General features: G+C 73.0%; 20 protein-coding genes. 7 read left to right on the forward strand and 13 right to left on the reverse strand.

Annotated elements, in window-relative coordinates; all coding sequences use genetic code 11:
* Positions 1–2: 2 nt before the first annotated feature.
* Positions 3–6,680 (forward strand): polyketide synthase, encoded by a 6,678-nt coding sequence (locus PJ985_RS14565; protein ID WP_271684171.1) that lies wholly within the window; start codon positions 3–5, stop codon positions 6,678–6,680.
* Positions 6,681–6,715: 35 nt separating this feature from the next.
* Here the strand turns inward: PJ985_RS14565 and PJ985_RS14570 are convergent, their stop codons facing one another.
* Together PJ985_RS14570 and PJ985_RS14575 are read right to left on the reverse strand one after the other, a co-directional pair.
* The gene (locus tag PJ985_RS14570; protein WP_271684172.1) at positions 6,716–7,924 is read right to left on the reverse strand and encodes an MFS transporter; all 1,209 of its coding nucleotides are present in this window, start codon (positions 7,922–7,924) and stop codon (positions 6,716–6,718) included.
* Between the two features lie 439 nt (positions 7,925–8,363).
* The gene (locus PJ985_RS14575; protein ID WP_271684173.1) at positions 8,364–9,695 is read right to left on the reverse strand and encodes a class I SAM-dependent RNA methyltransferase; all 1,332 of its coding nucleotides are present in this window, start codon (positions 9,693–9,695) and stop codon (positions 8,364–8,366) included.
* 293 nt (positions 9,696–9,988) lie between these two features.
* Here PJ985_RS14575 and PJ985_RS14580 point away from each other — a divergent pair, with 293 nt between their 5' ends.
* Together PJ985_RS14580 and PJ985_RS14585 are read left to right on the forward strand one after the other, a co-directional pair.
* Positions 9,989–10,657, forward strand: a complete 669-nt coding sequence (locus tag PJ985_RS14580; protein ID WP_271684174.1) for a potassium channel family protein — start codon at positions 9,989–9,991, stop codon at positions 10,655–10,657.
* Positions 10,654–11,337 (forward strand): potassium channel family protein, encoded by a 684-nt coding sequence (locus PJ985_RS14585; protein ID WP_271684175.1) that lies wholly within the window; start codon positions 10,654–10,656, stop codon positions 11,335–11,337. Before PJ985_RS14580 ends, PJ985_RS14585 begins: the two co-directional genes overlap by 4 nt.
* Before the next feature lie 147 nt (positions 11,338–11,484).
* Here PJ985_RS14585 and PJ985_RS14590 read toward each other — a convergent pair whose 3' ends face one another.
* The 4 genes from PJ985_RS14590 to dut all read right to left on the reverse strand — a co-directional run bounded on the left by PJ985_RS14590 (position 11,485) and on the right by dut (position 14,089).
* On the reverse strand, positions 11,485–12,282 hold the full coding sequence (locus tag PJ985_RS14590; protein WP_271684176.1) for a DUF3159 domain-containing protein: 798 nt from the start codon (positions 12,280–12,282) through the stop codon (positions 11,485–11,487).
* Positions 12,283–12,285: 3 nt separating this feature from the next.
* Positions 12,286–12,690, reverse strand: a complete 405-nt coding sequence (locus PJ985_RS14595) for an OB-fold nucleic acid binding domain-containing protein (protein ID WP_271684177.1) — start codon at positions 12,688–12,690, stop codon at positions 12,286–12,288.
* 141 nt (positions 12,691–12,831) lie between these two features.
* Positions 12,832–13,593 (reverse strand): DUF3710 domain-containing protein, encoded by a 762-nt coding sequence (locus tag PJ985_RS14600; RefSeq protein WP_271684178.1) that lies wholly within the window; start codon positions 13,591–13,593, stop codon positions 12,832–12,834.
* Position 13,594: 1 nt separating this feature from the next.
* Positions 13,595–14,089 (reverse strand): dUTP diphosphatase, encoded by a 495-nt coding sequence (gene dut, locus PJ985_RS14605; RefSeq protein ID WP_271684179.1) that lies wholly within the window; start codon positions 14,087–14,089, stop codon positions 13,595–13,597.
* 94 nt (positions 14,090–14,183) lie between these two features.
* Here dut and PJ985_RS14610 point away from each other — a divergent pair, with 94 nt between their 5' ends.
* Entirely contained in the window at positions 14,184–14,639 is a 456-nt protein-coding gene (locus tag PJ985_RS14610) for a DUF3093 domain-containing protein (RefSeq protein WP_271684180.1), read from the forward strand.
* Between the two features lie 81 nt (positions 14,640–14,720).
* Here PJ985_RS14610 and PJ985_RS14615 read toward each other — a convergent pair whose 3' ends face one another.
* The 3 genes from PJ985_RS14615 to PJ985_RS14625 all read right to left on the reverse strand — a co-directional run bounded on the left by PJ985_RS14615 (position 14,721) and on the right by PJ985_RS14625 (position 17,225).
* Positions 14,721–15,020 (reverse strand): DUF4193 domain-containing protein, encoded by a 300-nt coding sequence (locus PJ985_RS14615; RefSeq protein WP_016470291.1) that lies wholly within the window; start codon positions 15,018–15,020, stop codon positions 14,721–14,723.
* A 272-nt stretch (positions 15,021–15,292) separates the two neighbouring features.
* A complete protein-coding gene (locus PJ985_RS14620) occupies positions 15,293–16,558 on the reverse strand; it encodes a sensor histidine kinase (protein WP_271684181.1) in 1,266 nt (421 codons plus the stop codon).
* Between the two features lie 13 nt (positions 16,559–16,571).
* Positions 16,572–17,225 carry a response regulator transcription factor gene (locus PJ985_RS14625; protein ID WP_271684182.1) on the reverse strand — a complete coding sequence of 218 codons (654 nt, stop codon included), beginning with the start codon at positions 17,223–17,225 and terminating at the stop codon, positions 16,572–16,574.
* 299 nt (positions 17,226–17,524) lie between these two features.
* On the opposite strand from PJ985_RS14625, the gene PJ985_RS14630 reads away from it, so the two are divergent.
* A complete protein-coding gene (locus PJ985_RS14630) occupies positions 17,525–17,695 on the forward strand; it encodes a hypothetical protein (RefSeq protein ID WP_271684183.1) in 171 nt (56 codons plus the stop codon).
* 95 nt (positions 17,696–17,790) lie between these two features.
* Here PJ985_RS14630 and PJ985_RS14635 read toward each other — a convergent pair whose 3' ends face one another.
* Together PJ985_RS14635 and PJ985_RS14640 are read right to left on the reverse strand one after the other, a co-directional pair.
* Positions 17,791–18,606 (reverse strand): inositol monophosphatase family protein, encoded by an 816-nt coding sequence (locus PJ985_RS14635; RefSeq protein ID WP_271684184.1) that lies wholly within the window; start codon positions 18,604–18,606, stop codon positions 17,791–17,793.
* A 20-nt stretch (positions 18,607–18,626) separates the two neighbouring features.
* Positions 18,627–19,754 carry a ferrochelatase gene (locus PJ985_RS14640; RefSeq protein ID WP_271684185.1) on the reverse strand — a complete coding sequence of 376 codons (1,128 nt, stop codon included), beginning with the start codon at positions 19,752–19,754 and terminating at the stop codon, positions 18,627–18,629.
* 501 nt (positions 19,755–20,255) lie between these two features.
* Between PJ985_RS14640 and sepH the strand changes: the two genes are divergently transcribed.
* Positions 20,256–21,284: a septation protein SepH gene (gene sepH, locus PJ985_RS14645; RefSeq protein WP_271684186.1), complete on the forward strand. Its 1,029-nt coding sequence runs from the start codon at positions 20,256–20,258 to the stop codon at positions 21,282–21,284.
* 67 nt (positions 21,285–21,351) lie between these two features.
* Here the strand turns inward: sepH and PJ985_RS14650 are convergent, their stop codons facing one another.
* Positions 21,352–22,206, reverse strand: coding sequence for a sulfurtransferase (locus tag PJ985_RS14650; protein ID WP_271684187.1), 855 nt, complete (start codon positions 22,204–22,206; stop codon positions 21,352–21,354).
* A gap of 216 nt (positions 22,207–22,422) precedes the next feature.
* On the opposite strand from PJ985_RS14650, the gene PJ985_RS14655 reads away from it, so the two are divergent.
* Complete coding sequence (locus PJ985_RS14655; protein ID WP_271684188.1) at positions 22,423–23,142, forward strand: VOC family protein; 720 nt, start codon at positions 22,423–22,425, stop codon at positions 23,140–23,142.
* Between the two features lie 76 nt (positions 23,143–23,218).
* Here PJ985_RS14655 and PJ985_RS14660 read toward each other — a convergent pair whose 3' ends face one another.
* A complete protein-coding gene (locus tag PJ985_RS14660; protein WP_271684189.1) occupies positions 23,219–23,899 on the reverse strand; it encodes a thymidine kinase in 681 nt (226 codons plus the stop codon).
* Positions 23,900–23,907 lie beyond the last annotated feature (8 nt).

Here is a 23,907-nt window from a genome sequence, read left to right on the forward strand (position 1 = left end):
GCATGCGTGGTGAACCGATCGCCGTCGTCGGCCGGGGCTGTGTGCTGCCCGGCGCGCTCGACCCGGACACGTTCTGGCAGAACATCGCCGCCGGCCGCATGAGCCTGTCGGCCGCCCCGGCGGGCCGATGGCGGCTGCCGCCCCGCTGGGCCATGGGCTCGGTGGACGACCACCTCGACCGCACCTGGACCGATGTCGGCGGCTACGTCCGGGGGTTCGAGTCCGTCTTTGATCCGGGCGGCTTCCGGATCGCCCCGGAACGGATCACCTCGCTGGACCCGCTGTTCCACTGGGTCCTGTACGGGGTGCGGCAGGCGCTCACCGAGGCGGGCCGCACGGGCCCACTGCCGCGCGGGGGTCTGGTGCTGGGGAACCTGTCGTACCCCAGCACCGCCGGGTCGGCCTTCGCCGAACACGTCTGGCTGTCCGCGCAGCGGCCCCCGCTGCGGGACGCCCTCCTGGCGGGTGAGCGCCGTGCGCGCCCGGACGCCCGCAACCGCTTCTCCTCCGGGCTGCCCGCCCGGCTCGCGGCCCGCGCGCTCGGGCTCGGGGCGGGGGCGTGGTCCCTCGACGCCGCCTGCGCGTCCTCGTTGTACGCGATCAAGCTGGCGTGCGACCGGCTGCACGACGGCACGGCCGACCTGATGGTGGCCGGTGCGGTCAGCCGCCCCGACCCCCTCTTCCTGCACGTGGGGTTCTGCGGGCTGTCCGCGACGAGCCGCACGGGACGCAGCCGCCCCTTCCACCGGGACGCGGACGGGCTGGTGCACGGCGAGGGCGCCGGGTTCCTCGCCCTGATGCGGCTGTCCGAGGCCCGCGCCGCCGGCCTGCCCGTGCTCGGTGTGATCCGCGGGGTCGGGCTGTCCAACGACGGGCGTGGTTCCGGGCTGATCAGCCCGTCGGAGGAGGGCCAGGTGCGGGCGATGCGCCTGGCGTACGACGTGGCGGGCGTCGCTCCGGAGTCGGTGTCGCTCATCGAGTGCCACGCGACGGGGACGCCGGTGGGTGATGCAGTGGAGGCGCGCGGCATGGCCCGGGTCTTCGGGGCGGGTGACGACGTGGCCATCGGTTCGGTGAAGTCGAACGTCGGGCACCTGCTGGCCTCGGCGGGCGTGGCGGGGCTGCTGAAGGTGCTCGGCGCGATGCGTGCGGGGGTCCGTCCGGCGACACTCGGCGCACCACGCCCGCTGGACGTGCTGGCGGGCACGCCGTTGCGGGTGCTGACCGCGCCGGAGGAGTGGGTGGGGCCGCGCAGGGCGGCGGTGAGCGCCTTCGGTTTCGGCGGGACCAACGCCCACGTGGTCGTCGACCCTCCGGACGACGCTCCCCCGTCCGCCGCTCCGGGGCCGGCGCGCGGCCCGGTGCCCGCCGTACGGCGAGGCGGACCGGCCGCCCACACGCCGGACCAGGACCCGGATCCCAAGCCCGGCGCGCCGGGCGCCCGCACACCGGTGGCGATCGTCGCCGTCGGTGCCCGGGTCGGCCAGGGGACGTCCGCCGAGGACTTGCGCCGGGCGGTGCTGAGCGGTGAACGGCGCGGTCCCGCCACGGAGATCGCCGTGGAACTGACGGATCTGTGCTTCCCGCCGCTGGCCCTGGAGCGGACCGTGCGTCATCAGCTCCTGGTGCTGGAGGCCGCCCGGGAGGCCGCCCGGGAGGTGAGCCTGCCCCGCGAGCGGACCATGGTGGTCATCGGTACGGGGGTGGACCCCGAGGTGGCCCGCGCGGGTGCCCGCTGGCGGGTTCCGTACTGGCTTGATCAGTCGGGGACGGCCGCCACCGGTCCGGCGGCGGATCACGCTCGGGATGCCTTCACTCCGCCGATGACGGCGGAAGGGGTGGTGGGCAGCATGCCGAACCTCGCGGCGAACCGCATCAGCACCCAACTGGATCTGGCCGGACCCGGGTTCACGGTCTCCGCGGAGGAGGCTTCCGGGCTCGTCGCGCTGGAACTCGCGGCGCGGGCCGTCCGGTCGGGGGAGGCCGACGCCGCTCTCGTCGGCGCCACCGACATGTCCTGCGAGGCGGTCCACCGGGCCGCCCTGCGGGAGCTCGGCCGCCAGGACGAGCCCGGGGACGCGGCCGTCGTCCTGGTGCTCAAGCCCTTGGACGCCGCGCGCAGGGACGGCGACACCGTCGTCGCTCTGCTGGACGAGGAGGCCGCCGACGAGCCCGACATGGTCATCGGCGACGGCCCCGACGCGGTGTTCGATCCGGCGTCGGCCTTCGGGCGTGCTCATGCCGCGTCCGGGCTGGTCTCCGTCGCGGTCGCGGCACTGTCGCTCCAGCACCGCGCGGTACCCCGTCCGGGCGGACCCGCGGACACCGCGGCCGTCGCCCGCACCGCGCGGGCCGTGGTCACGCCGCTGGAGGGGCCGGCCGCGAGCGTACGGCTGCGCACGGGGGACGCCCGGCCGTGGCTGCCGGGCCCGGCTCCGCGCCTGCACGTCTTCTCCGGAGCCGACCGCCAGGAAGTACTGGCCGCGCTGGACTCCGGTACGGAGTCCTCGGCCGGCCCGGCCCGGCTGGCGCTCGTGGTCGACGGCGACACCACGCCGGCGGACCGCAAGGAAGCCGCCCGCCGCTGGCTGACACGGGGTGGGGTCCGCCCGGCCGACGTGCTCTACCGTGACGGGCCGGTCACCGGCCGGACCGCCTTCGTGTACACGAACGGCTCGGCCGCGTACCCGGGGATGGGCCGCGAGCTGATGCTCGCCCTGCCGTCGCTGGGCGAAACCGTTCGGGAGGAGCACCGGGCGGTGGTGACGCGGATGCGGTCCCAGGCGGAGCCCGGAGTGTTCGGCCAGATCTGGGCCGTCGCCGAGCTGGCTCTTCTTCATACCGTGTTCAGCCGGGAGGTGCTCGGGCTGCGGCCGGACGCCGCGCTCGGATACTCCTCGGGCGAGTCGACGGCGCTGGTCGCGCTGGGGGCCTGGCCGGACGCCTCGGGGCTGTACGAAGCGACCCGGGACAGTGGGCTGTTCACGACCGAACTCACGGGTGAGCTGAGGGCGGTCCGGCGCTACTGGCAGCGTCGGGGCATCCAGGGCTCCCAGTGGTCGAGCTACCTGGTCGGCGCACCCCTGGAAGCCGTCCGCGCGGAGCTCGCCGCGGAGGCCGCGGTCCATCTGATGGCGGTGAACGCGCCCGGGGTCTGTGTCATCGGCGGCGAGTCCCGGGCGTGTGCGGCCGTCGTGGCCAGGATCGGCGCCGACCGGGCGATCGAGCTGGACTACGACATGGCGGCCCACGCTCCGGAGCTGGCCGAGGTCCGGGAGGTGTGGCGCGAGGCCCACCGCCGTCCCACGGTCGAGGTGCCCGGGGTGCGGTTCTACAGCGGGGCCACCGGGCAGGCGTACCGGCCGACGGCCGAGCGGGCCGCCGAGGCGATGACCGCTCAGGGACTCGGCACGATCGACTTCGCGGCCACGGTCGAGCAGGCGTGGGCGGACGGTGTCCGGGTCTTCGTGGAGCACGGGCCGCGGAGGCTGTGCACCGGCTGGATCAAGCGGGTGCTCGGCGACCGGGAACATGTCGCCGTCGCGCTGGACGCCCCGGGGGGCGCCGGGCTGCGGCAACTGTGCCTCGCTGTCGGCGAACTCGTCGTCGCCGGAGTGCCGGTGCAGGCCGACGCGTTGCTCACCCGGCTCGCCCGGGCCTCGACGGAACTCCCGCGCCCCGGCCCCACCGTCACCGTGCCCGTGCCCCCGTCTCCCTGCCTACCGCCCCTGGAGCGTGCGGTGACCGTGCTGCCCCGGGCACCCGAGCTGGCCCCGGTACCGGACCGGGGCCCCGGTCCTCTCGTCGCCCCGGCGGACCAGGAGACCGGCCGCCTCCCCAGCCCGGGCGCTGTCGCCGTACCCTCCTCCGGCGCCCCGGGACAGCGGTCCTCAGGTGCCCGGGGGCCGGGGGCGACAGGGGCCGGGGCCGCAGCCGCACGGCACGGCCGCCGGGTCGCCGCGCTGCACCAGGAGGTCATGGCCGCGCACACCGAAACACATCTGCGGTTCCTGCGGATGTCCGCGCTCACCGTCACCGCGCTGACGGCCGTCGGCACGACGGGAACCGGGCCCCGCCTCCCCGTTCCCGTCAGGCCGCCCGGCCCCACCGCACCGCGTCCGGCCACCGGGCCCCCAGCACCCGTGCGCTCCGCACCGCGTCCGCTGCCGTTGCCCGCTCCCCTGGCGGAAGCGGCGCCCGAGCCGGCCCCGAGACCGGGGCCGACGTTCGACCGCGCCCAACTGGAGCACCTCGCCTCCGGCGAGATCTCCGCCCTGTTCGGCCCGCGCTTCGCCGAGCAGGACGGATACGCGGTACAGACCCGGATGCCCGAGCCGCCCATGCTGTTCGCCGACCGGGTCACCGGCATCGACGCGGTGCCCGCAGCGCTCACCCTGCCGGGTCCGGTGCGCACGGACGGAAGGATCTGGACGGAGACCGACATCCTGCCCGGCAGTTGGTATCTGGACTCCACGGGGCGTATGCCGGCCGGCCTGCTGATCGAAGCGGGCCAGGCCGATCTGCTCCTGCTCAGCTGGCTGGGTGTCGACCTCCTCAACCGGGGCGAGCGCGCCTACCGGCTGCTCGGTTGCGAGGTGACGTTTCACGGCGGCCCGCCGGAAGCCGGTGACACCCTGTGCTTCGAGATCCACGTCGACGGCCACGCGGAGGCCGACGGCGTCCGGCTGGCCTTCTTCCACTACGACTGCTACGTGGACGGGGAGCTGCGGCTGAGTGTCCGCGAGGGCCAGGCCGGGTTCTTCACCCCCGGGGAGCTCGCCGGCAGCGGTGGCGTGCACTGGGATCCCGCCGAGCACGCACCCGGCGGCGACCTGCCGCTCGACCCACCGGCCGTGCGCTGCGAGCGGAACGGTTTCGGCGCTGACCGGGTGCGAGCCCTGGCGCAGGGGCGGCCCGCGGACTGCTTCGGGCCCGGCTGGGAGGCGACGGCGGCCCACGTCCGTTCGCCCGGGCTCGACGAGGGCCGTCTGCGACTGCTCGACGAGGTGACCGCGTTCGACCCGGCCGGAGGGCCGTGGGGCCGAGGCTATCTGCGCGCCGAGACCTCGTTGTCCCCGGACGACTGGTTCTTCACCGGCCATTTCAAGAACGACCCCTGCATGCCGGGCACCCTGATGCTCCAGGGCGGTCTTCAGGCGATGGCGTTCTACCTGGCGGCCATGGGATTCACCGTCGACCGCGACGGCTGGCGCTTCGAACCGGTCAGCGAGCACCCCTCCAGGGCGATGTGCCGGGGCCAGGCGACCCCGGAAAACCGGCGGGTCGTCTACGAGGTGTTCGTACGCGGCGTCTCGGCCGGGCCGGTTCCGACGCTCCACGCCGACGTCCTCGGCTCGGTGGACGGCGCGAAGGCCTTCCTGGGCCGCGACATGGCGCTCCGGCTGGTCCCCGACTGGCCGCTGTCGCACTGGCGGCACTCGGGCCCGCCCGCCGTGCAGGCCGACGGAGCCCCGGTGCCGCTACCGCGGCTCGGCGGACTGACCGGGCACCGGGAGGAGAAGCCGGTGGCGGTGGCTGCCGACGGCTTTCCCTTCGGCTACGCCTCGCTGCTGGCGTGCGCCTGGGGCAGGCCGAGCGAGGCGTTCGGCGCCATGTACGAGCCCTTCGACGGCACCCGCCGGGTGGCCCGGCTCCCCGGCCCCCCGTACCACTTCGTGAGCCGGATCGTGTCAGTGGACGGGCCGCAGGCCGGGATGCGTGAGGGCAGCGTCGTCGTCGCCGAGTACGACGTGCCGGCCCGGGCGTGGTACTTCGAGCAGAGCGGTGGCCGCACCATGCCGTTCGGCGTCCTCATGGAGGTCGCGCTGCAACCCTGCGGGTGGCTCGCCTCGTACGTGGGCAGCGCGATGACCAGCAAGGCGGACTTGCTGTTCCGCAACCTCGACGGGTCCGGAACGGTCACCGGCGAGGTCACCCCCGCGACGCGCACGGTCCGTACCAGGGCCGAGCTGACGGGTGTCTCGCGCAACGGAGACATGATCATCGAGTCGTTCCGGGTGACCTGCACAGCCGACGACGTGCCCGTGTTCGCACTCTCCACGGTCTTCGGATACTTCCCTCGGTCGGCGTTCGACGACCAGCAGGGTCTGGCGACTTCGGCGGATGACCGGGCCCGTCTCGACGAGCCCTGCGGCCCGGTGGTCGATCTGGCCGCCCGTCCCGCCCGGTACTGCGCCGGGGAGCCGCGTCTGCCGGGACCGATGTTGCTGATGCTGGACCGGATCACGGGCTGCTGGCCGGAGGGGGGAAGCGCGGGACTCGGCCGGCTGCGGTCGGAGAAGGACGTCCGCCCGGACGACTGGTTCTTCCGGGCCCACTTCTTCCAGGACCCGGTGCAGCCCGGTTCGCTGGGCATCGAGGCCATGTGCCAACTGCTCCAGTTCCACCTGCTCGAACGCGGCGCGGCCGACGGCGTCCCCCACCCGGCATTCGAACCGGTACTGCCCGGCCGCGAGGCGTCCTGGACGTACCGCGGCCAGATCACCCCGGCCAACCGGCTGATCCGGGTGGACATGGACATCGTGGAGAGCGGCACGGACGCCCGGGGACCCTATGCCGTGGCGGACGCGTCGCTGTGGGGCGATGACGTGTGCATCTACCGGGTTCAGGGGCTGGGCATGCGTGTGGTGCCGCAGACGGCGCCCCTGCCGAGGAACTGACCGGCCAAGTGCGCCGCGTCCTCACCGCCTGTCCGTCAACCACGCCATGGTGGTCGGCGCGCTGCCGCACCGCCGGTGTCACGGGCCGGTTTCCGGAACGGCCCCCCTCCCGACGACCCGTGCAGCATCAGCGCCACCCCGCTGAGCAGTGACACCGCGGCGGTGAGGACGAGCAGCGCCCCCAGCCCCAGGCCAGGGATCACCGCTCCGGCGAGGGCCGGCGCTGCGACCGAGCTGACGGCCCCCACGACCAGGCAGCCCGTGAACGCCGCGCCTGCGTGGTCGGGCACCAGTTCGGCGGTCCAGACCGCCAGCACCGCCGACCCGGTCATGTACCCCACGCCAAAGATGCACGCCGAGGCCGCCGTCGCGGCCAGGGAGTCGCCGGCCAGCCCGAGGAGCGCCAGCGCCGCAGCCACCGTCACGAGGCACAGCGCCGCGACCCTGAAGCTGCCCAGGCGCTGAGCGACGGCCCCGGTGGCCACGCCCACCATGCCGGTGACGCCGATGGTCACGTAGAGCGCCGGGACGGCTGCCGCCGGGAGGCCGCGGGTGAGAACATCTGCGGCGTAGGTGAAGTAGATGACGACGGCCGCGAAGTAGACGACGGAGTAAGCGGCCGGGACCCCCAGCACCCTCGCGAGTGAGGAGGCACCGCGCTGTCCGTCCTGGCGTGGGGCCGGCCTGGCTCGCGGCACCAGGAGGAGGTTCACCACGGCGGCGGCCACAGCGGCAAGGGCGATGCCGCCCCAGACCAGGCGCCACGACCCCAGTACGGCGAGGACGGCCAGGCCACCCAGCGCGACCAGTCCGCCGCTGGTGCCGGTCGTGATGATCGCCAACACTCTCGGCTGCTGCCGCGGGGATACCGTCCGCGTCACGATGTCGGAGTAGGGCGCCCAGACCCAGCCTCCCGCGCTGCCGGCCAGCACGGCACCGACGGCGAGCAACCAGGGAGGCTGTGCGGCGGTCACGATCACCGCGCCCACCGCGCCGCAGGCGCCGCCCACGGTCGTCGGCGCCCGCGAGCCGCGACGGGCGGCGAGCGGCCCCGCGAGCAGCAGGCCGGCCAGGTAGCCGGCGAACGTGGCGCCCGCGATGAGGCCGAGTACCGGTTCGGAAAGTTCCAGATCCTGTCGGATGCCGGGCAGCGTCAGACCATAGGCGTACCGGGCCATGCCGAAGGCGACCCCGACCACCGCCGCTCCGGCCAGGCCGACCCGGCTGCCCGCCGAGAGAGTCATGCATGCCTCTCATCCTGCGGCGTACGGCGGAGCCGTTGCCGCGCGAAATCGGCACACGAGGCGCTCAGCCCGGCTGCTGATCGGTGCAGTGCGGCGAGGAGCACCGGAGGTCCGGTCGTACCGTCCGCCCGGGTGTGAGGTTACCTCGATGGTTCGCAGAGCTTGCCCAGGGTGCAGCGGCCCGCGCGTCGGTCCCGGGAGGAGGCCGAGGACCTGGACCACGTCAGGGAAGAGGTCCTCGACCAGGGCGACGCCGCCGACACGGCAGTCAGCCACTCACGTGCACGCTGCCATACAGCGCGACGAGCACGCTCGGTGAGCTGCGCGTCAAGGTCGTCGGGGAGCCGGAAGTGTCACGCGCGCACCGGCCGCGCGTCCCGCCCCATCGGATGGCGAAACGGGCGTTCGTACGAGGTTCCCTGATCGGCGAAACCGCAGGTCAGGACTGCCTGGTGGCCGGTTCCAGAATCGCGACGCACTCCAGGTGGTGGGTCATCGGGAACAGGTCGAAGGCGCGGAGGAAGCGGGGGACGTAGCCCTCCTCCCGGAAGGTGCCGAGGTCGCGGGCGAGAGCGGCCGGGTCGCAGGCGACGTAGGCGATGCGGCGGGGACCGAGCGCGGCGATCTGCTGGACGGTCTGCTTTCCGGCACCGGCGCGCGGCGGGTCGAGGACGACCAGGTCGGCCTCGGTGATGCCGGTGCGCGGCAGCACCCGGTCCACCTTGCCGAACTCGATACGGACCCGCTCGAAAGCGGAGAGGTTGTGCCGGGCGTCCTCGACGGCCCGCTGCACGGACTCGATGCCGAGCACGGCGCCGGTGTCACCGACCCGGTCGGCCAGGGCGCCGGCGAACAGCCCGGCGCCGCAGTACAGGTCGATGGCCGTCTCGCCCTTGCGGGGCAGCAGGCCCCGCATCACCGCGTCGATGAGCAGGTCGGCTCCCCGCTCATGGACCTGCCAGAAGCCACCCTCGCTGACCCGCCAGGTGCGGCCGTCGGCCCGCTCGCGGACGAAGGGGCGACCGTGAACGCGGTGGATCTTCTTGTCCTTCTCCCCCACCCGCAGCACCGAGACCGGCCGGTCGAGCTCCACCAGGGGAAGCCGGCCGCCGGGACGCGGGGTGAGCACCACCTGGCGGTCGTGGGAGCCGGCCGCCGCGGTGGCCTCCACCGAGGCGATCTGCGGCCAGGCGTGCCGCTCGATGCCCAGCTCGGAGATCCCCTCGGAGGCGATCAGACAGCCCTCGACCGGCTCGACCTCGTGCGAGCGGTGGCGGCGGAACCCGGCCCGGCCCTCCTCGTCGATGGTGTACTGCACGCGGGTGCGCCAGGCGGGCACCTCGCCGGGGGCCACCTTGTCGCCCGGGACCGGCTCGACGGTGCCGTCCCAGCCGGCCTGCTCCGGGGTCATGCCGGCCAGCCGCTGCAGCTGCTCGGTCAGCACCTCGCCCTTCAGCCGGCGCTGCGCACCGGGCTTGGCGTGCTGCCAGTCGCAGCCGCCGCACTTGCCGGGGCCGGAGAACGGGCAGGGGGCCGGGATGCGGTCCTTCGACGGCTCCAGCACCTCCACGGCGTCGGCCCGGAGGTAGCGGGAGTCCTCGTGCCCCTCGGTGACCCGGACCCGTACGCGCTCGCCCGGCAGGGTGTGCCGGACGAAGAGGACCCGGCCGCCCGGGGTCCTGGCGACGCAGTGCCCGCCGTGCGCCACCGGGCCGATCTCGACCTCGTACTCGTCGCCGACCAGGGTGGCGGCAGTGGCTTCGGCAGACATGAGGGGACGGCTCCATGGGGTGGTGGGGGCGGCAGCCTCCCAGTCTACGGGCCGTTTCGGGGACTCCGATCACGGGAGGCACAGGGCCCGCGCACAGTGCGGGGGGGGCGCATCGGGTGACGTGCCGGGGCTACGGTGGTGCCTCCCGTCGGTGCGGGATGCCCGAGTACCCTCGCGACGTGTCCGGACCGGTCGGCGGCCGGACGGTCCAATGCCTCGGAGAGGTGAGAGCATGCGGGGCGTAGCCTTGGTCCAGATCAGTCAGACGTCCGGGAGTTCGGGGCAGTAGACGCATGCACATCGTCATCATGGGGTGCGGGCGCGTGGGAGCAGCTCTCGCGCAGACCCTGGAGCAGCGCGGGCATTCCATCGCCGTGATCGATCAGGATCACACGGCGTTCCGCCGCCTCGGTTCCCGCTTCGGCGGTCGCCGGGTGACCGGCCGGGGCTTCGACCGGGACACCCTGGAGGAGGCGGGCCTGGCGGAGGCCGGGGCGTTCGCCGCGGTCAGCAGCGGAGACAACTCCAACATCATCGCGGCCCGGGTGGCCCGGGAGGTGTTCGGAGTGGAGAACGTGACGGCGCGGATCTACGACTCCCGCCGGGCAGAGGTCTACGAGCGGCTGGGCATCCCCACGGTGGCCACGGTCCGCTGGACGGCCGACCAGATGCTGCGGCGGCTGCTGCCGACGGGCGCGGAGCCCTTGTGGCGGGACCCCAGCGGGGGGGTGCAGCTCTCCGAGGTGCACATCGCGCCCGCGTGGCTCGGCCACCGGGTGAAGCGGTTCCAGGAGCGCACGGGGGTGCGGGTCGCCTTCCTCACCCGGATGGGTGAGGCGGTGCTGCCCACGTCGCGGACGGTTCTGCAGGAGGGCGATCTGGTGCACGTGATGATGCACTCCGATCAGGTGGCCGAGGTCGAGGCCGCCTGCATGCTGGGGCCTGAGGAGAGTCGCTCATGAGGGTCGTGATCGCCGGGGCCGGGGCCGTGGGGCGCTCGGTGGCGAACGAGCTCCTGGAGAACGGCCACGAGGTGCTGCTCATCGACAAGTCGCCGGAGGCGGTGTCGGTCGGGCGGGTACCGGAGGCGGAATGGCTGCTGGCGGACGCCTGCGAGATCACGACGCTGGACGAGGCCGCCCTGGAGCGCTGTCAGACGGTCATCGCGGCGAGTGGTGACGACAAGGTCAATCTGGTGGTGTCGCTGCTGTCGAAGACCGAGTACGGGGTCCCGCGGGTGGTGGCCCGGGTGAACCATCCCAAGAACGAGTGGCTGTTCAACGAGGCGTGGGGGGTCGACGTCGCGGTGTCCACTCCGCGGCTGATGTCCGCGCTGGTCGAGGAGGCCGTGAGCGTCGGCGATCTGGTGCGGCTGATGCGGTTCAGCCAGGGCGAGGCGAACCTCGTGGAGCTGACGCTGCCTCCGGAGGCCTCGCTGGTCGGTACCCGGGTGGGCGAGGTGGCCTGGCCGCAGGACACCGCGCTGGTGGCGATCATCCGGGGCACCCGGGTGCTCATCCCGGACCCGGATGACGCGTTGGCGGCCGGTGACGAGCTGCTGTTCGTCGCCGCCGCGCAGCAGGAGGCTCAGCTGGAGCAGTTGCTGGGTGCGGCCCGGCGCCGGGCTGCACCCAGCAGCTGAGGCCGGAGGCGGGTCCGTACATGCCGGTGCCCGGGTCCCGACACCTTCTGTCGGGACCCGGGCACCGGCATGTCTCCTGCGTCTGAGGCCCGGCCGCGGCGGGGTGCCGGGGCGGCCGGGCTCACGCCAACGGGAAGGCTCGCGGCGTCAGGGCTGCTGGGGCGGCGGGGGTGTGCCGTCGCCGCCTGTCACGGGCCGCACGGCGGCGTCGACCGGGCTCGCCGGGTGGACGGCGGCCCGTTCTGCTTCCTGCTCGGCGGCCTCGGCCGCTTCCATCTCCGCGATCACGTTGATGGGCGGCGGCGCCTTCACCAGGATGATCCAGGTGAGGTAGACGGCGAGCAGGAAGGGCGGGATGCCCAGTGCCACCCGCAGCCAGCCCAGCTGGGTGGCGTCTCCCCAGAAGTAGATCGGGAAGGTGATCGCCGACTTGGCCAGCAGGATGCCGCCCCACACGTAGCTGGCCTTGACGTAGGCCCGTTTGCGGCCCGGGTTGCGGGTCCGCCAGGAGAGGTTCTCCTTGAAGACCGGCCCGAGGATGAGCCCGAGCAGCGGGAACCCGGCCGCCGAGCTGACCACGTAGGCCAGGCCCAGGCAGAGCGTGTAGACCATGCCGGGCAGGTAGAAGTTCTTGGCGTCGCCGGTCATCATCGCGAAGACCGCGCCGATGGCGACCCCGAACACCCCGCTGAAGGCGTGTTTGACGGTGTCGCGCCCGGCCAGGCGGGCCAGGGCCATCAGTGCGGACAGGCTGAGGGCGGCGATGGCCGAGAAGTGGATGTCGCGGTTGATGGTGTAGCTGAGGATGAAGACGAGTCCGGGGACGGTCGTCTCGACCATGCCCCGCACGCCGCCGAACGCCTCGAAGAAGGCCTCCTTGGTGGCGGCTTCGTCCGTTTCCCGCTCATCCGCCGGACCGGTGGCCTGCTGCTCGAGTGAGGTCACCCGCTACTCCGTTCCGAAAGGTCGTAGCTCGTATCGGGGGTTGAACAGCACGGGACGGCCGCGGGATGTGGCGATCCGCCCGTAGGCGACCATCTCGCGGCCCGGCTGCACGCCGGCGATCGACCGGCGGCCCAGCCAGACGACCTCCAGGGACCCCGAGCCGTCGTCCAGCTCGGCCTCCACGGCGGGCAGGCCCGCCACGGTGCGTTCACCGACCTTGCGCAGCGTACCGCTGACGCGGACCACGGTGCGGCCCTGCGCCTCCTCGGCGCAGTCGCAGATGCGGGTGCACGCGACGTCCTCGGCATCGGAGTCGTCGCTGTCGGGAGCCTCGGAGTCGGGCTCCGAGCCGGTCAGCAGACGCCAGAACCGACCGCCGCGCCGCTCGGGACGGCTACCACCTGTCATGCGAACAGCCTAACCGCTGGGCAGGTCCCGGAGGCAGTCCGGGACGTGACCTGTGCCGCGGCCGTCAGCCACGCGCGGGGTTTCCCCGGAGGGCGCCGTGCCGCCGGCGCGGGGCTTCGGCGGCACGGTGTCCGGTGGTGCTCAGCGGACCTCGGTGATCTCCGGGCCGCGGCGGAGCTTGTCGAGACCGCCGGCGAAGCGGGAGCCGGAGGCGCCCTCCTGCTCGGCGGGCTGCTGCTTGATGCCGTCGGGGACCATCTTGGCGTCCTCCGGGAGCTTCAGGACGATGGGGTCCCGGGGTGCCATCGGCGTGTCACCGCGGACCACGACGGTGTCGCGGAAGATCTGCTCCAGCAGGCCGGCGGCCTGCGGCTGCACCGCGCCCTGCCCGGAGATCACTCCGCGCAGGAACCAGCGGTTGCCGTCCACGCCGATGAAGCGGACGGCCTGGACTCCCTGTTTGCCGTCGGGCAGCTGCACGGGGACCCGGGCCCGCAGCTCCCAGCCGAGCGGGCCCTCGACCTCGTCGATGGTGCCGCCCTGCTGCGTGATGCCGGAGGCGATCTCCTCGCGGACCTCGCCCCAGATTCCTTCCCGCTTCGGTGCGGCGAAGGCCTGGAGCTGGAGGGCGCTGTCCTGGAGCACGATGGTCGAGGCCACGATCGCGTCACCGGCGACCTCCACCCGCAGCTCCATGCCCTTCACCCCGGGGACGAAGAGACCGCCGAGGTCGACCCGGCCCTCGCCGGGGCTGCCGACCTCGGTGATGTCCCACGGCCCGTCCGGCCGGGGTGCGGGTTCCAGCTTCACCCGGCGCACCTCGGCCTCGTCCGGGGCGTCCTCCGCGGTGGGCTCCACAGCGCCCTCGGGTTCTTCGTTCCGCTTGCGACGACGTCCGAACACGTCACTGTCCTTTCAGTGCGTAGGGTGCGTAAGGGTGGTGCTCGCCGGCATGGCCGCCCGAGGAACCGAACCCCCCCGTGGACCGTGCCGATCCCGGCAGCTCCGCGACTTCGTGGAAGCGCACCGTCTCGACCCGCTGGACGACGAGTTGAGCGATCCGGTCGAAACGTTCGAACCGCACGCTTTTCCTCGGGTCCAGATTGACCACAATGACCTTGATCTCTCCACGGTACCCGGCATCCACCGTCCCGGGTGCGTTCACCAGTGCCACGCCGTACCGGGCGGCGAGACCGGACCGCGGATGCACGAACGCCGCGTAACCGTCGGGCAGCGCGATGGCGATACCGGTCGGCAGGACCGTCCGCTCCCCGGGGGCCAGCTCGGCGGCCTCGGTGGTGATCAGATCGGTGCCCGCGTCGCCGGGGTGGGCCCGGGACGGCAGCGGGACATCGGGGGCGGTCCGGCGGATGAGGACATCCACGGGAGCGTTGGTCACTAGGTCACCTCGCAGGAGGTCCGGTCTGCACTCACGGGTCCAGACCTTACCGCCGCGGACGGGCCGGTGACGTGCGCCTGCGATGCTTGTCCGTATGCAGCCGTACGACGAACGACTGACCGTGCCCCGCTCCTGGTGGCTGATCGCGCTGACCGCGGGCGCCCTGCTGGGCGTGGTTCTCCTTCCCCTCGGGCTGGTGCCCATGCTCGCCGGGCTGACGGGGGGAACGGCCGCGGCAGGGGTGGCGCTGAGCGCCTACGGCTCGGCGCGGATCCGGGTGACGTCCGGGTCCCTGGTGGCGGGCGCGGCCCGGATTCCTCTGACCGCGCTCGGTGAGGCCCGGGTACTCGACGCCGAGGAGGCGCTCGCCTGGCGGACCCACCGGGCGGACGCCCGGGCCCACATGCTGCTCCGCGGGTACATTCCGACGGCTCTGCGGGTCGAGGTCACGGATCCGGAGGACCCGACGCCGTACCTCTACCTGTCGACGCGGAGCCCGGAGCGGCTTGCCTCGGCTCTTGCCGTGGCGAGCCGGTCCGGGCAGAGCTGACCGCCCTGTGACGCATGTCCGGGCGAGGCCCCCGCGGCCTCGCCCGGTCACGCACGACGGCTGTGCGACGGTGCCCGCCGGTCACGCCGCGCAGTCACGGCAGATCGGCTGACCGTTCTTCTCGGCCGCCAGCTGGGAGCGGTGGTGCACCAGGAAGCAGCTCATGCAGGTGAACTCGTCCGCCTGCCGGGGCAGCACCCGTACCGAGAGCTCTTCGTTGGACAGGTCGGCGCCCGGGAGCTCGAGGCCCTCGGCCTGCTCGAACTCGTCCACGTCGACGTTCGACGCCGACTTGTCGTTCCGCCGAGCCTTGAGCTCCTCGATGCTGTCCTCGTTGACATCGTCATCGGTCTTGCGTGGAGTGTCGTAATCCGTTGCCATGGTTGCTCTCCCCCTCTGGGTGTCTGTGGTGTCTCCAGCGCTGCTAACGCACAGGAGGCCGGTCTTGTGCCCGACCTGAGGCGGAGATTTTGCCTCACATCAAGCCCTGTTACTCAATCGACACCCAACCGGACGCCTGAAGAGGTGATCATCCGGCCCGCCGATCGGGGTCCATAACGGCCGAGAGGCCGGTCACAGCCGCTTCGCACCCGCCCCGAAGCGTGGAACTGTGTGATGGATCACATTGGCATTTTCCTGCTCCCTACATGTTCTCAGACCGGAAGACGGACTCGCATGACGAGTCCGCCGGATGCCCTGGGTTCTGCCATGACCGAGCCGCCGTGCGCCCGCGCCACCGAGCGGACGATGGACAGGCCGAGGCCGACGCCCTTGTCGCTGCCGGTGCGCTCGGTCCGCAGTCGCCGGAATGGCTCGAACATATTATCGATCTCATATGCCGGGACCACCGGCCCCGTGTTCTCCACCACCATGAGGGCCGCCCCCGCGCTCACCGCGGTGTCGACCCGGACCCAGCCACCGTCCGTCAGGTTGTACCGGACGGCGTTCTGCACGAGATTCAGTGCGATCCGCTCCAGGAGTACCCCGTTTCCCTGGACATAAGCGGGCGGCCGCACTCCGCGCAGCTCCACGCCGCGGTTCTCCGCCTCGGCCCGGACCTGCTCCACCGCCCGCCCGGCGACCTCGGACAGATCGACGGGCTTGCGGTCCATGATCTCGTTCTCACTGCGGGCCAGCAGCAGCAGTCCTTCCACCAGCTGCTCACTGCGCTCGTTGGTCGCCAGCAGCGTCTTGCTGAGCTGGGTGACCTCCGGGGACGCTCCCGGATCGGACAGCTGGACCTCGAGAAGAGTGCGGTTGATGGCCAGCGGGGTGCGCAGCTCGTGGGAGGCGTTCGCGACGAACCGCTGCTGAGCGGTGAAGGCCCGGTCGAGCCGGTCCAGCATCTCGTCGAAGGTGTCGGCGAGCTCCTTGAGCTCGTCGTCCGGCCCGTCCAGCTCGATGCGGCGGTGCAGGTCGGATCCGGCCACCGAGCGGGCGGTGCGGGTGATCCTGCCGAGCGGGGCCAGCACCCGGCCCGCCATCACGTAACCGAACGCGAATGCCGCCACCGCGAGACCGAGCAGCGCCAGGAGGGACCGGCGCAGCAGCTGGTCCAGCGCGATGGCCTTCTGGGTCTCGGCGCAGCGGGTGAACCACTCGCGGAATGTCTCGTTGTCCACGTCCCCGGTGAGCCCGGGGCAGGCGTCGGAGGTGATCTCGACGTTCGCGTTGATGATCCGGAAGGGCATCGAGGTGCCCGCGTGGATGGCCTGGGCCGCCAGCAGGTAGATGATCGCGAGCAGCATGATGCCGGCCGCCAGGAACATCCCGCCGTAGAGCAGGGTGAGCCGGATGCGGAGGGTCGGGCGCACCCAGGGCAGGGCAGCCGGCTCCGGCTCGCGCGGGTCCCAGCGGGGCTTGGGCGGCGTCGCGGGCCGCGGGGGGACGGCAGAGCCGGGCGGGAGGGGAGAGGGCATGGCGGGACTCCGGTCAGATCCGGTAGCCGGCGCCCGGCACCGTGGTGATCACCGGGGGTTCGCCGAGCTTGCGGCGCAGGGTCATCACGGTGACCCGCACGACGTTGGTGAAGGGGTCGGTGTTCTCGTCCCAGGCTTTCTCCAGCAGCTGCTCGGCGGAGACGACCGCTCCCTCGGCGCGCATGAGCACCTCCAGGACCGCGAACTCCTTGGGTGCCAGATGGACCTCCCGGCCGTTGCGGAACACCTCGCGGCGGTTCGGGTCGAGCCGGAGGCCGGACTGCTCCAGCACGGGCGGCAGCGGCGCGGTGGTGCGCCGCCCCAGGGCGCGAACCCGGGCGATGAGCTCGGCGAAGGCGAACGGTTTGGGGAGGTAGTCGTCGGCACCCAGCTCCAGCCCTTCGACCCGGTCGCTGACGTCTCCGGAGGCCGTCAGCATCAGGACCCGCACCGGGAGGCCCAGTCCGACGATGTGCCGGCAGACGTCGTCGCCGTGCACCAGGGGCAGGTCCCGGTCGAGCACCACCACGTCGTAGTCGTTGAGTCCGACCCGTTCCTCGGCGGCCGCTCCGTCGTAGACCACGTCAACCGCCATGGCCTCCCTGCGCAGCCCGGTGGCCACCGCGTCGGCGAGCAGCTGCTCGTCCTCGACCACGAGTACACGCACGTCCTGATCCTTTCTCGGGGGCGGGCGGGGCACAGTGCGGCCGGGCCCGGGCCCATGGTGCCCGAGGAGCGGTAGGACACCGGTAAACCGCGGCCGGGGAGTCAACACCGGCGTAATTCACTTTGCCGGAAGGTTTCCCGGGGGGCGTCTCCGGGGAGTAGCCCCTTGCACACCCCGCGATCATGATCTCTGCTGGCGGCAAGCCACGGAACGCTGCCGACCTGTCACAGGTTCAGTTCGCGACCACACCCACTTCGGCACACCCTCGTGCCGCCGACCCGAAGACGAGGGGGCGCACCATGGACGCGTTCACCGCAGGCATTCTGCAGCGCATAAAGGTCACCGAGTACGAGCTTCACCGCGCGCGCCAAGCCGGTGACGTGTACACCATGGACGTGGAGCAGGCCGAGCTCGAGGACCTGCAGCGGCTGGCCGCCGACCACGGGGTGCAGGTCAACGCTCCGGTGTGAGCCGCCCGGACAGCACGGCGCGGCGTGACGGCGCCCTGCGGGGAAGCAGCTTCCCCGCAGGGCGCCGTCGGCCGTTCGGACGGCGGGCGCGGCGGTCAGTCGTGCCAGGCGCCCAGCTCGTCGACCAAGGGCTGGAGCTCCGCGAAGACCCCGGGTGACGCGGCGACCGTCAGGTCACCGTCCGGCCGCCGGCCGACCCGGCCGCCGGTCAGCGCGCCGGCTTCGCGGGCGATGAGGTCACCCGCCGCCAGGTCCCAGGGGGCAAGCCCTCGCTCGTAGAAGCCGTCGAGCCGGCCGCCGCCCACGTCGCACAGGTCGATGGCCGCGGATCCGGAGCGCCGGATGTCGCGGACTCTGGGGATCAGCTGCTGGGCGACGGCGGCCTGCCCGGTGCGCACGGTGGTCACGTAGTTGAAGCCGGTGCCGATGAGCGCCTGGTCCAGTGGAGGGGCGGGGCGGGGGCGCATCGTCCGCGGTTCGGCTCCGTCCGCGCAGAGCTGGGCACCGCCGCCGCGCACCGCCCGGTAGGTTTCTCCGCGCATCGGTGCGGCCACGACCGCGGCGATCAGGTCGCCGTCGAGCTCCGCGGCGATGGACACCGCCCAGTTCGGCAGCCCGTAGAGGTAGTTGACGGTGCCGTCCAGGGGGTCGATGATCCAGCGCACTCCGCTGGTGCCGGCGCTTGCTCCGCCTTCCTCACCGAGGACCGCGTCCTGCGGCCGGTGCTCGGAGATCAGGTCGGTGATGAGCTTCTCGGCGGCGATGTCCATCTCGGTGACGACATCGATGGGGCTCGACTTGGTGGCAGCGACGCCCAGGTCGGCGGGGCGGCCGTCGCGCAGCAGCCGGCCGGCGCGCTCGGCCGCCTCCGCGGCCAGGTCGAGCAGCTCTGTCTTGAGTGATGCGGACACGAGGGCATGGCTCCTGTGGTTCAGGCGTACGGGCTGTCGGCGCCCGCCGCGGCGGGCTTGGGGGCCCGGCCGGGGCAGCAGCCCGCCGGGCACCGGTCGTGGCTGGGCCCGAGGGCGCCGAGCGCGCACCGCTGCGGGGACTCGCCCCGCTCGGCCGCGGCCCGTTCCAGGACGAGGTCGCGGAGCGCCGCCACGAACCTGGGGTCGCTGCCGACGGTCGCGGAGCGCACCACGGGCAGGCCCAGCTCCGCTGCCTTGTCCCGGGCCTCGGTGTCCAGGTCGTAGAGGACTTCCATGTGGTCGGAGACGAAGCCGAGCGGGATCATCACGACGGCCGGCGCGCCCTGCGCGTGCAGGGTCTCCAGGTGGTCGCAGATGTCGGGCTCGAGCCACGGGATGTGCGGGGCTCCGCTGCGCGACTGGTAGACGAGCTCCCAGGGGCGCTCGGCGCCGGTGGCCCGGTGCACCGCGTCGGCGATGGTACGGGCCGCGTCCAGGTGCTGGGCGACGTAGGCGCCGCCCGGGCCGTGGCCGGGCTCGGGCCCCGAGGTGTCCGCGGCGGAGACCGGGATGGAGTGGGTGCTGAACGCCAGGTGTGCGGAGTCCCGGAGGTGCTCGGGCAGCTCCCGCAGCGCAGCGAGCACACCGTCGGTCATGGTCTCCAGGAAGCCGGGGTGGTTGTAGTAGACACGCAGCTTGTCGACCCGCGGCAACGGAAGGCCTTCCCCCTCGACGACGGCCAGGGCCCCGGCGAGGTCCTCGCGGTACTGCCGGCAGCCGGAGTAGGAGGAGTAGGCGCTCGTGGCCAGCGTCAGGACCCGGCGCCGGCCGTCCCGGATCATCTCCCGGAGGGTGTCGGTGACGTAAGGAGCCCAGTTGCGGTTGCCCCAGTAGACCGGCAGGTCGAGGCCGTTGCGGGCGAAGTCCGCACGGAGCGCTCCGAGCAGCCGGCGGTTCTGCTCGTTGATCGGGCTGACCCCGTCGAAGAGGTAGTAGTGCCGGCCGACCTCTTCCAGCCGCTCGCGGGGGATGCCGCGCCCGCGGGTGACGTTCTCCAGGAAGGGGATGACGTCGTCGGGCCCTTCGGGGCCGCCGAAGGAGAGCAGGAGGAGTGCGTCGTAAGGCAGGGGGTCCGTGGCGTGCGACATGTCTCCCATCCTCCCATCAGCCGCGCCGCTCCAGCGGACCGCCACCGGCCCCCGGACCGGGGACGGAACCTCCCGGCACCTCCCGAACTGATTTCCGAGACTGCCGCCACCACCCCCGCCCGCTCCCCCGCCCGGGGAGCGGGCGGGGGTGGTGGCGAGGCGTCAGACCGGTCTCGGCAAGCGCCGGGTGACGCCTCGTCGGCGGCCGGCCCGGCGACTCTCCGGCAACTTGACCCGTGCGGCAGCCCACCCCGATCGCCCCCAATGGAGTAGTGTGACCCTTCCTGGCTACGGCCCCTTTTCGTCCCGCACGGCGCACCCGGCCCTCACCGGTCACCGCGCGTGACGAACTGGTCACCGTGTCACAGTGGTGAGTAAGGGCCCGTGCCCGACACGCCGGGCTGGTCGGCAAGGTTGTGGCAGGCTGCACCCGGGCAGGTCACACTCGTCAAGCGGGAGCAGCGACGCACGGACGTCGGCAGGCACCACCGGGAGGTCCTCATGCCCGAACTGCGTGTCGTGGCCGTCAGTAACGACGGCACACGGTTGGTGCTCAAGGCTGCCGACAACACGGAGTACACACTTCCGATCGACGAACGGCTGCGTGCCGCGGTGCGCAACGACCGCGCCCGTCTCGGACAGATCGAGGTGGAGAGCCACCTCCGTCCACGCGACATCCAGGCCCGTATACGAGCCGGCGCGAGCGCCGAAGAGGTGGCCCAGTCCGGAGGCATTCCGGTGGACCGGGTGCGGCGCTTCGAGGGTCCGGTACTGGCCGAGCGCGCGTTCATGGCCGAGCGGGCCCGGAAGACGCCGGTGCGGCGCCCGGGTGAGACCACCGGTCCTCAGCTCGGTGACGCGGTCACCGAGCGGCTCCGGGCGCGCGGCGCGGACCGGGACGCGATCCGCTGGGATTCCTGGCGCCGGGACGACGGCACCTGGGAGGTGCTGCTCGCCTACCGGGTCGCGGGCGAGCCCCACTCGGCGAGCTGGGTGTACGACCCGCCGCGCCGGCTGGTGCAGGCCGTGGACGACGAGGCCCGGTCGCTGCTCGGTGAGGTGGACGACACGCCCGAGCCGAGCACGCCCTTCGTGCCCCGGATCGCCCGGCTGCCGCGCGACAGCGAGCGGTCCGAGCAGGACGTTCCGGAAACCGGTGAGCGGCCCCGCGCCGACCCGCCGGCGGCCGAGGCCGACTCCCTGACCAGCCTGCTGGAGGCAGTACCGAGCTTCCGCGGTGACCTGGTGGTGCCCGAGCGGCCCGCGGCGCCGGGCGGTGCCGACGATCCGCAGCAGGAGCCGGACACCGAGCCTGCCGTGGCGGAGCATCCCGCTCCGGCCGCGGGCGCGGGGGCGGGGGCGGCGTACGCCGACGTCCTGATGCCGCGCTCGGTGGGCGGCCACCGGGATCGGCTCACCGGCACCACCGACCGGCAGGCGGAGGCGGACGGCGTCCGGCCGGGTCGCCGGGCGGCAGTCCCCAGCTGGGACGAGATCGTTTTCGGGACCCGCCGCAAGAAGCAGGAGTAGGGCGCTGTCGGGCCGGCCCGCACCCACCACCGGGAGACGGGGGGCGTGCGGGTCGGCCCGACAGCGCTTACCCGCCCGCCGGCCCCGGCTCCGGGCCGGTGGCCACCGGACGCGTGCCGGCCGCACACCACTCGCTCCAGGAGCCCGCGTAGAGCGCCGCTTCCACCCCCGCCACGGCGAGGGCCAGGACCTGGTGGGCGGCGGAAACCCCCGAACCGCAGTAGACGCCGGCCCGGGTGCCGGGCGAGACCCCGAGCGAGGCGAATCGCGCGGCCAGCGTCTCCGCGGGCCGCAGCGTGCCGTCGGCCTCCGTGTTCTCGACGGTGGGGGCGGAGACCGCCCCCGGGATGTGGCCGGCGACCGGGTCGACCGGCTCCACCTCGCCCCGGTACCGTTCCGGCGCCCGTGCGTCCAGCAGCACCCCCTCCCGTGCCGTACGGGCGGCTCCCTCCGCGTCGAGCACCGGCAGCGCCCCGGGCCTGGGAAGGAAGTCACCCTCGGCCGGCTGCGGGGTCACGGTGGTCAGCGGGCCCCGCCAGGCCGCCAGTCCGCCGTCGAGTACCCGCACCCGCGGATGTCCGGCCCAGCGCAGCAGCCACCACGCGCGGGCCGCGGCCCAGCCCTGGCCGGCGTCGTGGACGACGACCGTGGAGCCGGCCGACACCCCGGCCCGGCGCATGGCGGCACCGAACACGGCGGGGTCGGGCAGGGGGTGACGCCCGGCGGGGCCCGGCGGGCCCGCCAGCTCCTGGTCGAGGTCGACGAAAACGGCGCCGGGAAGGTGGCCGCGGTCGTACTCCGATCTGCCCGGAGGGCCGCCCAACTGCCAGCGCACGTCGAGGACCACGAGCCGCTCTGTCGGTGCGTCCCGGGTCTGTGCCAGGGCGTCTGCGAGTTGGCTTGCGGAAATGAGGACGGTCATGGGCCCATTCTCGCGCTTCCCCGCGGCCCCCGGGCGGGGCCCGCCGCACCCGCTCGCCCGGCCCCGCTCCGGGCCCGTGTGCTGTTGCACACAGAAGAGATCAGCGCGGCACCACAGTGGGTAGGTGCCCTTTACCACGATGAAACCGAGGAGAAAAGACGGATGACAGAGGCAGCGACGCGACCGGCGCCCGGTACCCCGTGCTGGGTGAGTCTGATGGCCCATGACCTGCCCGCGAGCCAGCGCTTCTACCACGAGCTCCTCGGCTGGGAGTACGACACCGACATGCAGGCGCTCGGACCCTACGTCCGCGCGCTCAAGGGCGGCAGTCCGGTGGCGGGCCTCGGGAACCTGGCCGGCCGCCCACCCGCGCCCGCCGCCTGGCTGCCGTACTTCGCCGCCGAGGACGCGGACGAGACCGCCATGCTGGTCCGTGACTGCGGAGGCACGCTCGCCGTGGGGCCGCTGGACGCGGGCCGGGCAGGGCGGCTCGCGGTCGCCGCCGATCCGCACGGCGCGGCCTTCGGCCTCTGGCAGGCCGGGAAACACCTCGGCCAGACCTTCTCGGCCGGTTCGGGCACCCCGGTGTGGACCGAACTCCTCACCGTCGAGACCGCGCAGTCCCAGACGTTCTACTCCATGGTCCTCGGCCATGAGGCACGGCCGGAGCCGCTGCTGCCGGACGCCGATTACCTGACGCTGTACATCAAGGACGACCGGGTGGCCGGGATCGAGGCGGTCGACGAGCAGACGCTCACGGAGCGGGGCGCGCACTGGCTGACCTACTTCTCTGTGCCGGACGCCGATGCGTCCGCCTGGCTGATCAGCCGGATGGGTGGCCGGATCACCGGCCCGCTGCGGGACTCCCCCTTCGGCGTCCTGGTCCACGCCACGGACCCCGAGGGCGCGCCGATCGCCCTGCTGCAGCCGCACTGAGCCTCGTCCGGGCCGTGCGCTCGACGGGGGAACCACCACCCGGGCAGCAGCGAGGAGCAGGTGACGAAGGAAAACCTCAGCCGCCGGGCGACGGGGCCGGGGCACTGTCCACCGGGAGCACATCCGGGGACAGCGCCCCGGCCCCGGCCGCAACGGCCGTCAGCCGCCTGCGGTGGTGCCTGCGGCACAGCACCTCGTAGCCGACCGTCCCCCGCTCCGCGGCTGCTGCCGCGACATCACCCACCACGACCTGGGCCCCCTCCACCACCATCCGGCCGCCGACGGTGCGCGCGTTGTGGGTGGCGCGTGCTCCGCACCAGCACAGGGCCTCCACCTGGAGCACCTCGACCCGGTCGGCCAGCTCGACGAGCCGCTGCGAGCCCGGGAAGAGCCGGGTGCGGAAGTCGGTGGTGATCCCGAAGGCGAAGACATCGATACCCAGGTCGTCGACGACCCGGGCCAGCTGGTCCACCTGTTCCGGGGAGAGGAACTGCGCCTCGTCCGCGATGACGTAGTCGGCCCGTCCGCCCGCGGTCAGGTACTTCACCAGGTGAGCGTGGAAGTCGAATCCCTCGGCCGCTTCGATGGCCTCGGTGATCAGGCCGAGGCGCGAGGAGAGCTTGCCCTCGCCCGCCCGGTCGTCCCGGGTGAAGATCAGCCCTTGCAGCCCCCGGGCCGAGCGGTTGTGCTCGATCTGGAGCGCGAGAGTGCTCTTCCCGCAGTCCATGGTGCCGCTGAAGAAGGCGAGTTCGGCCAAGGCGATGC

It is taken from the genome of Streptomyces sp. ACA25, assembly GCF_028200735.1.
Classification (GTDB): Bacteria; Actinomycetota; Actinomycetes; order Streptomycetales; family Streptomycetaceae; genus Streptomyces.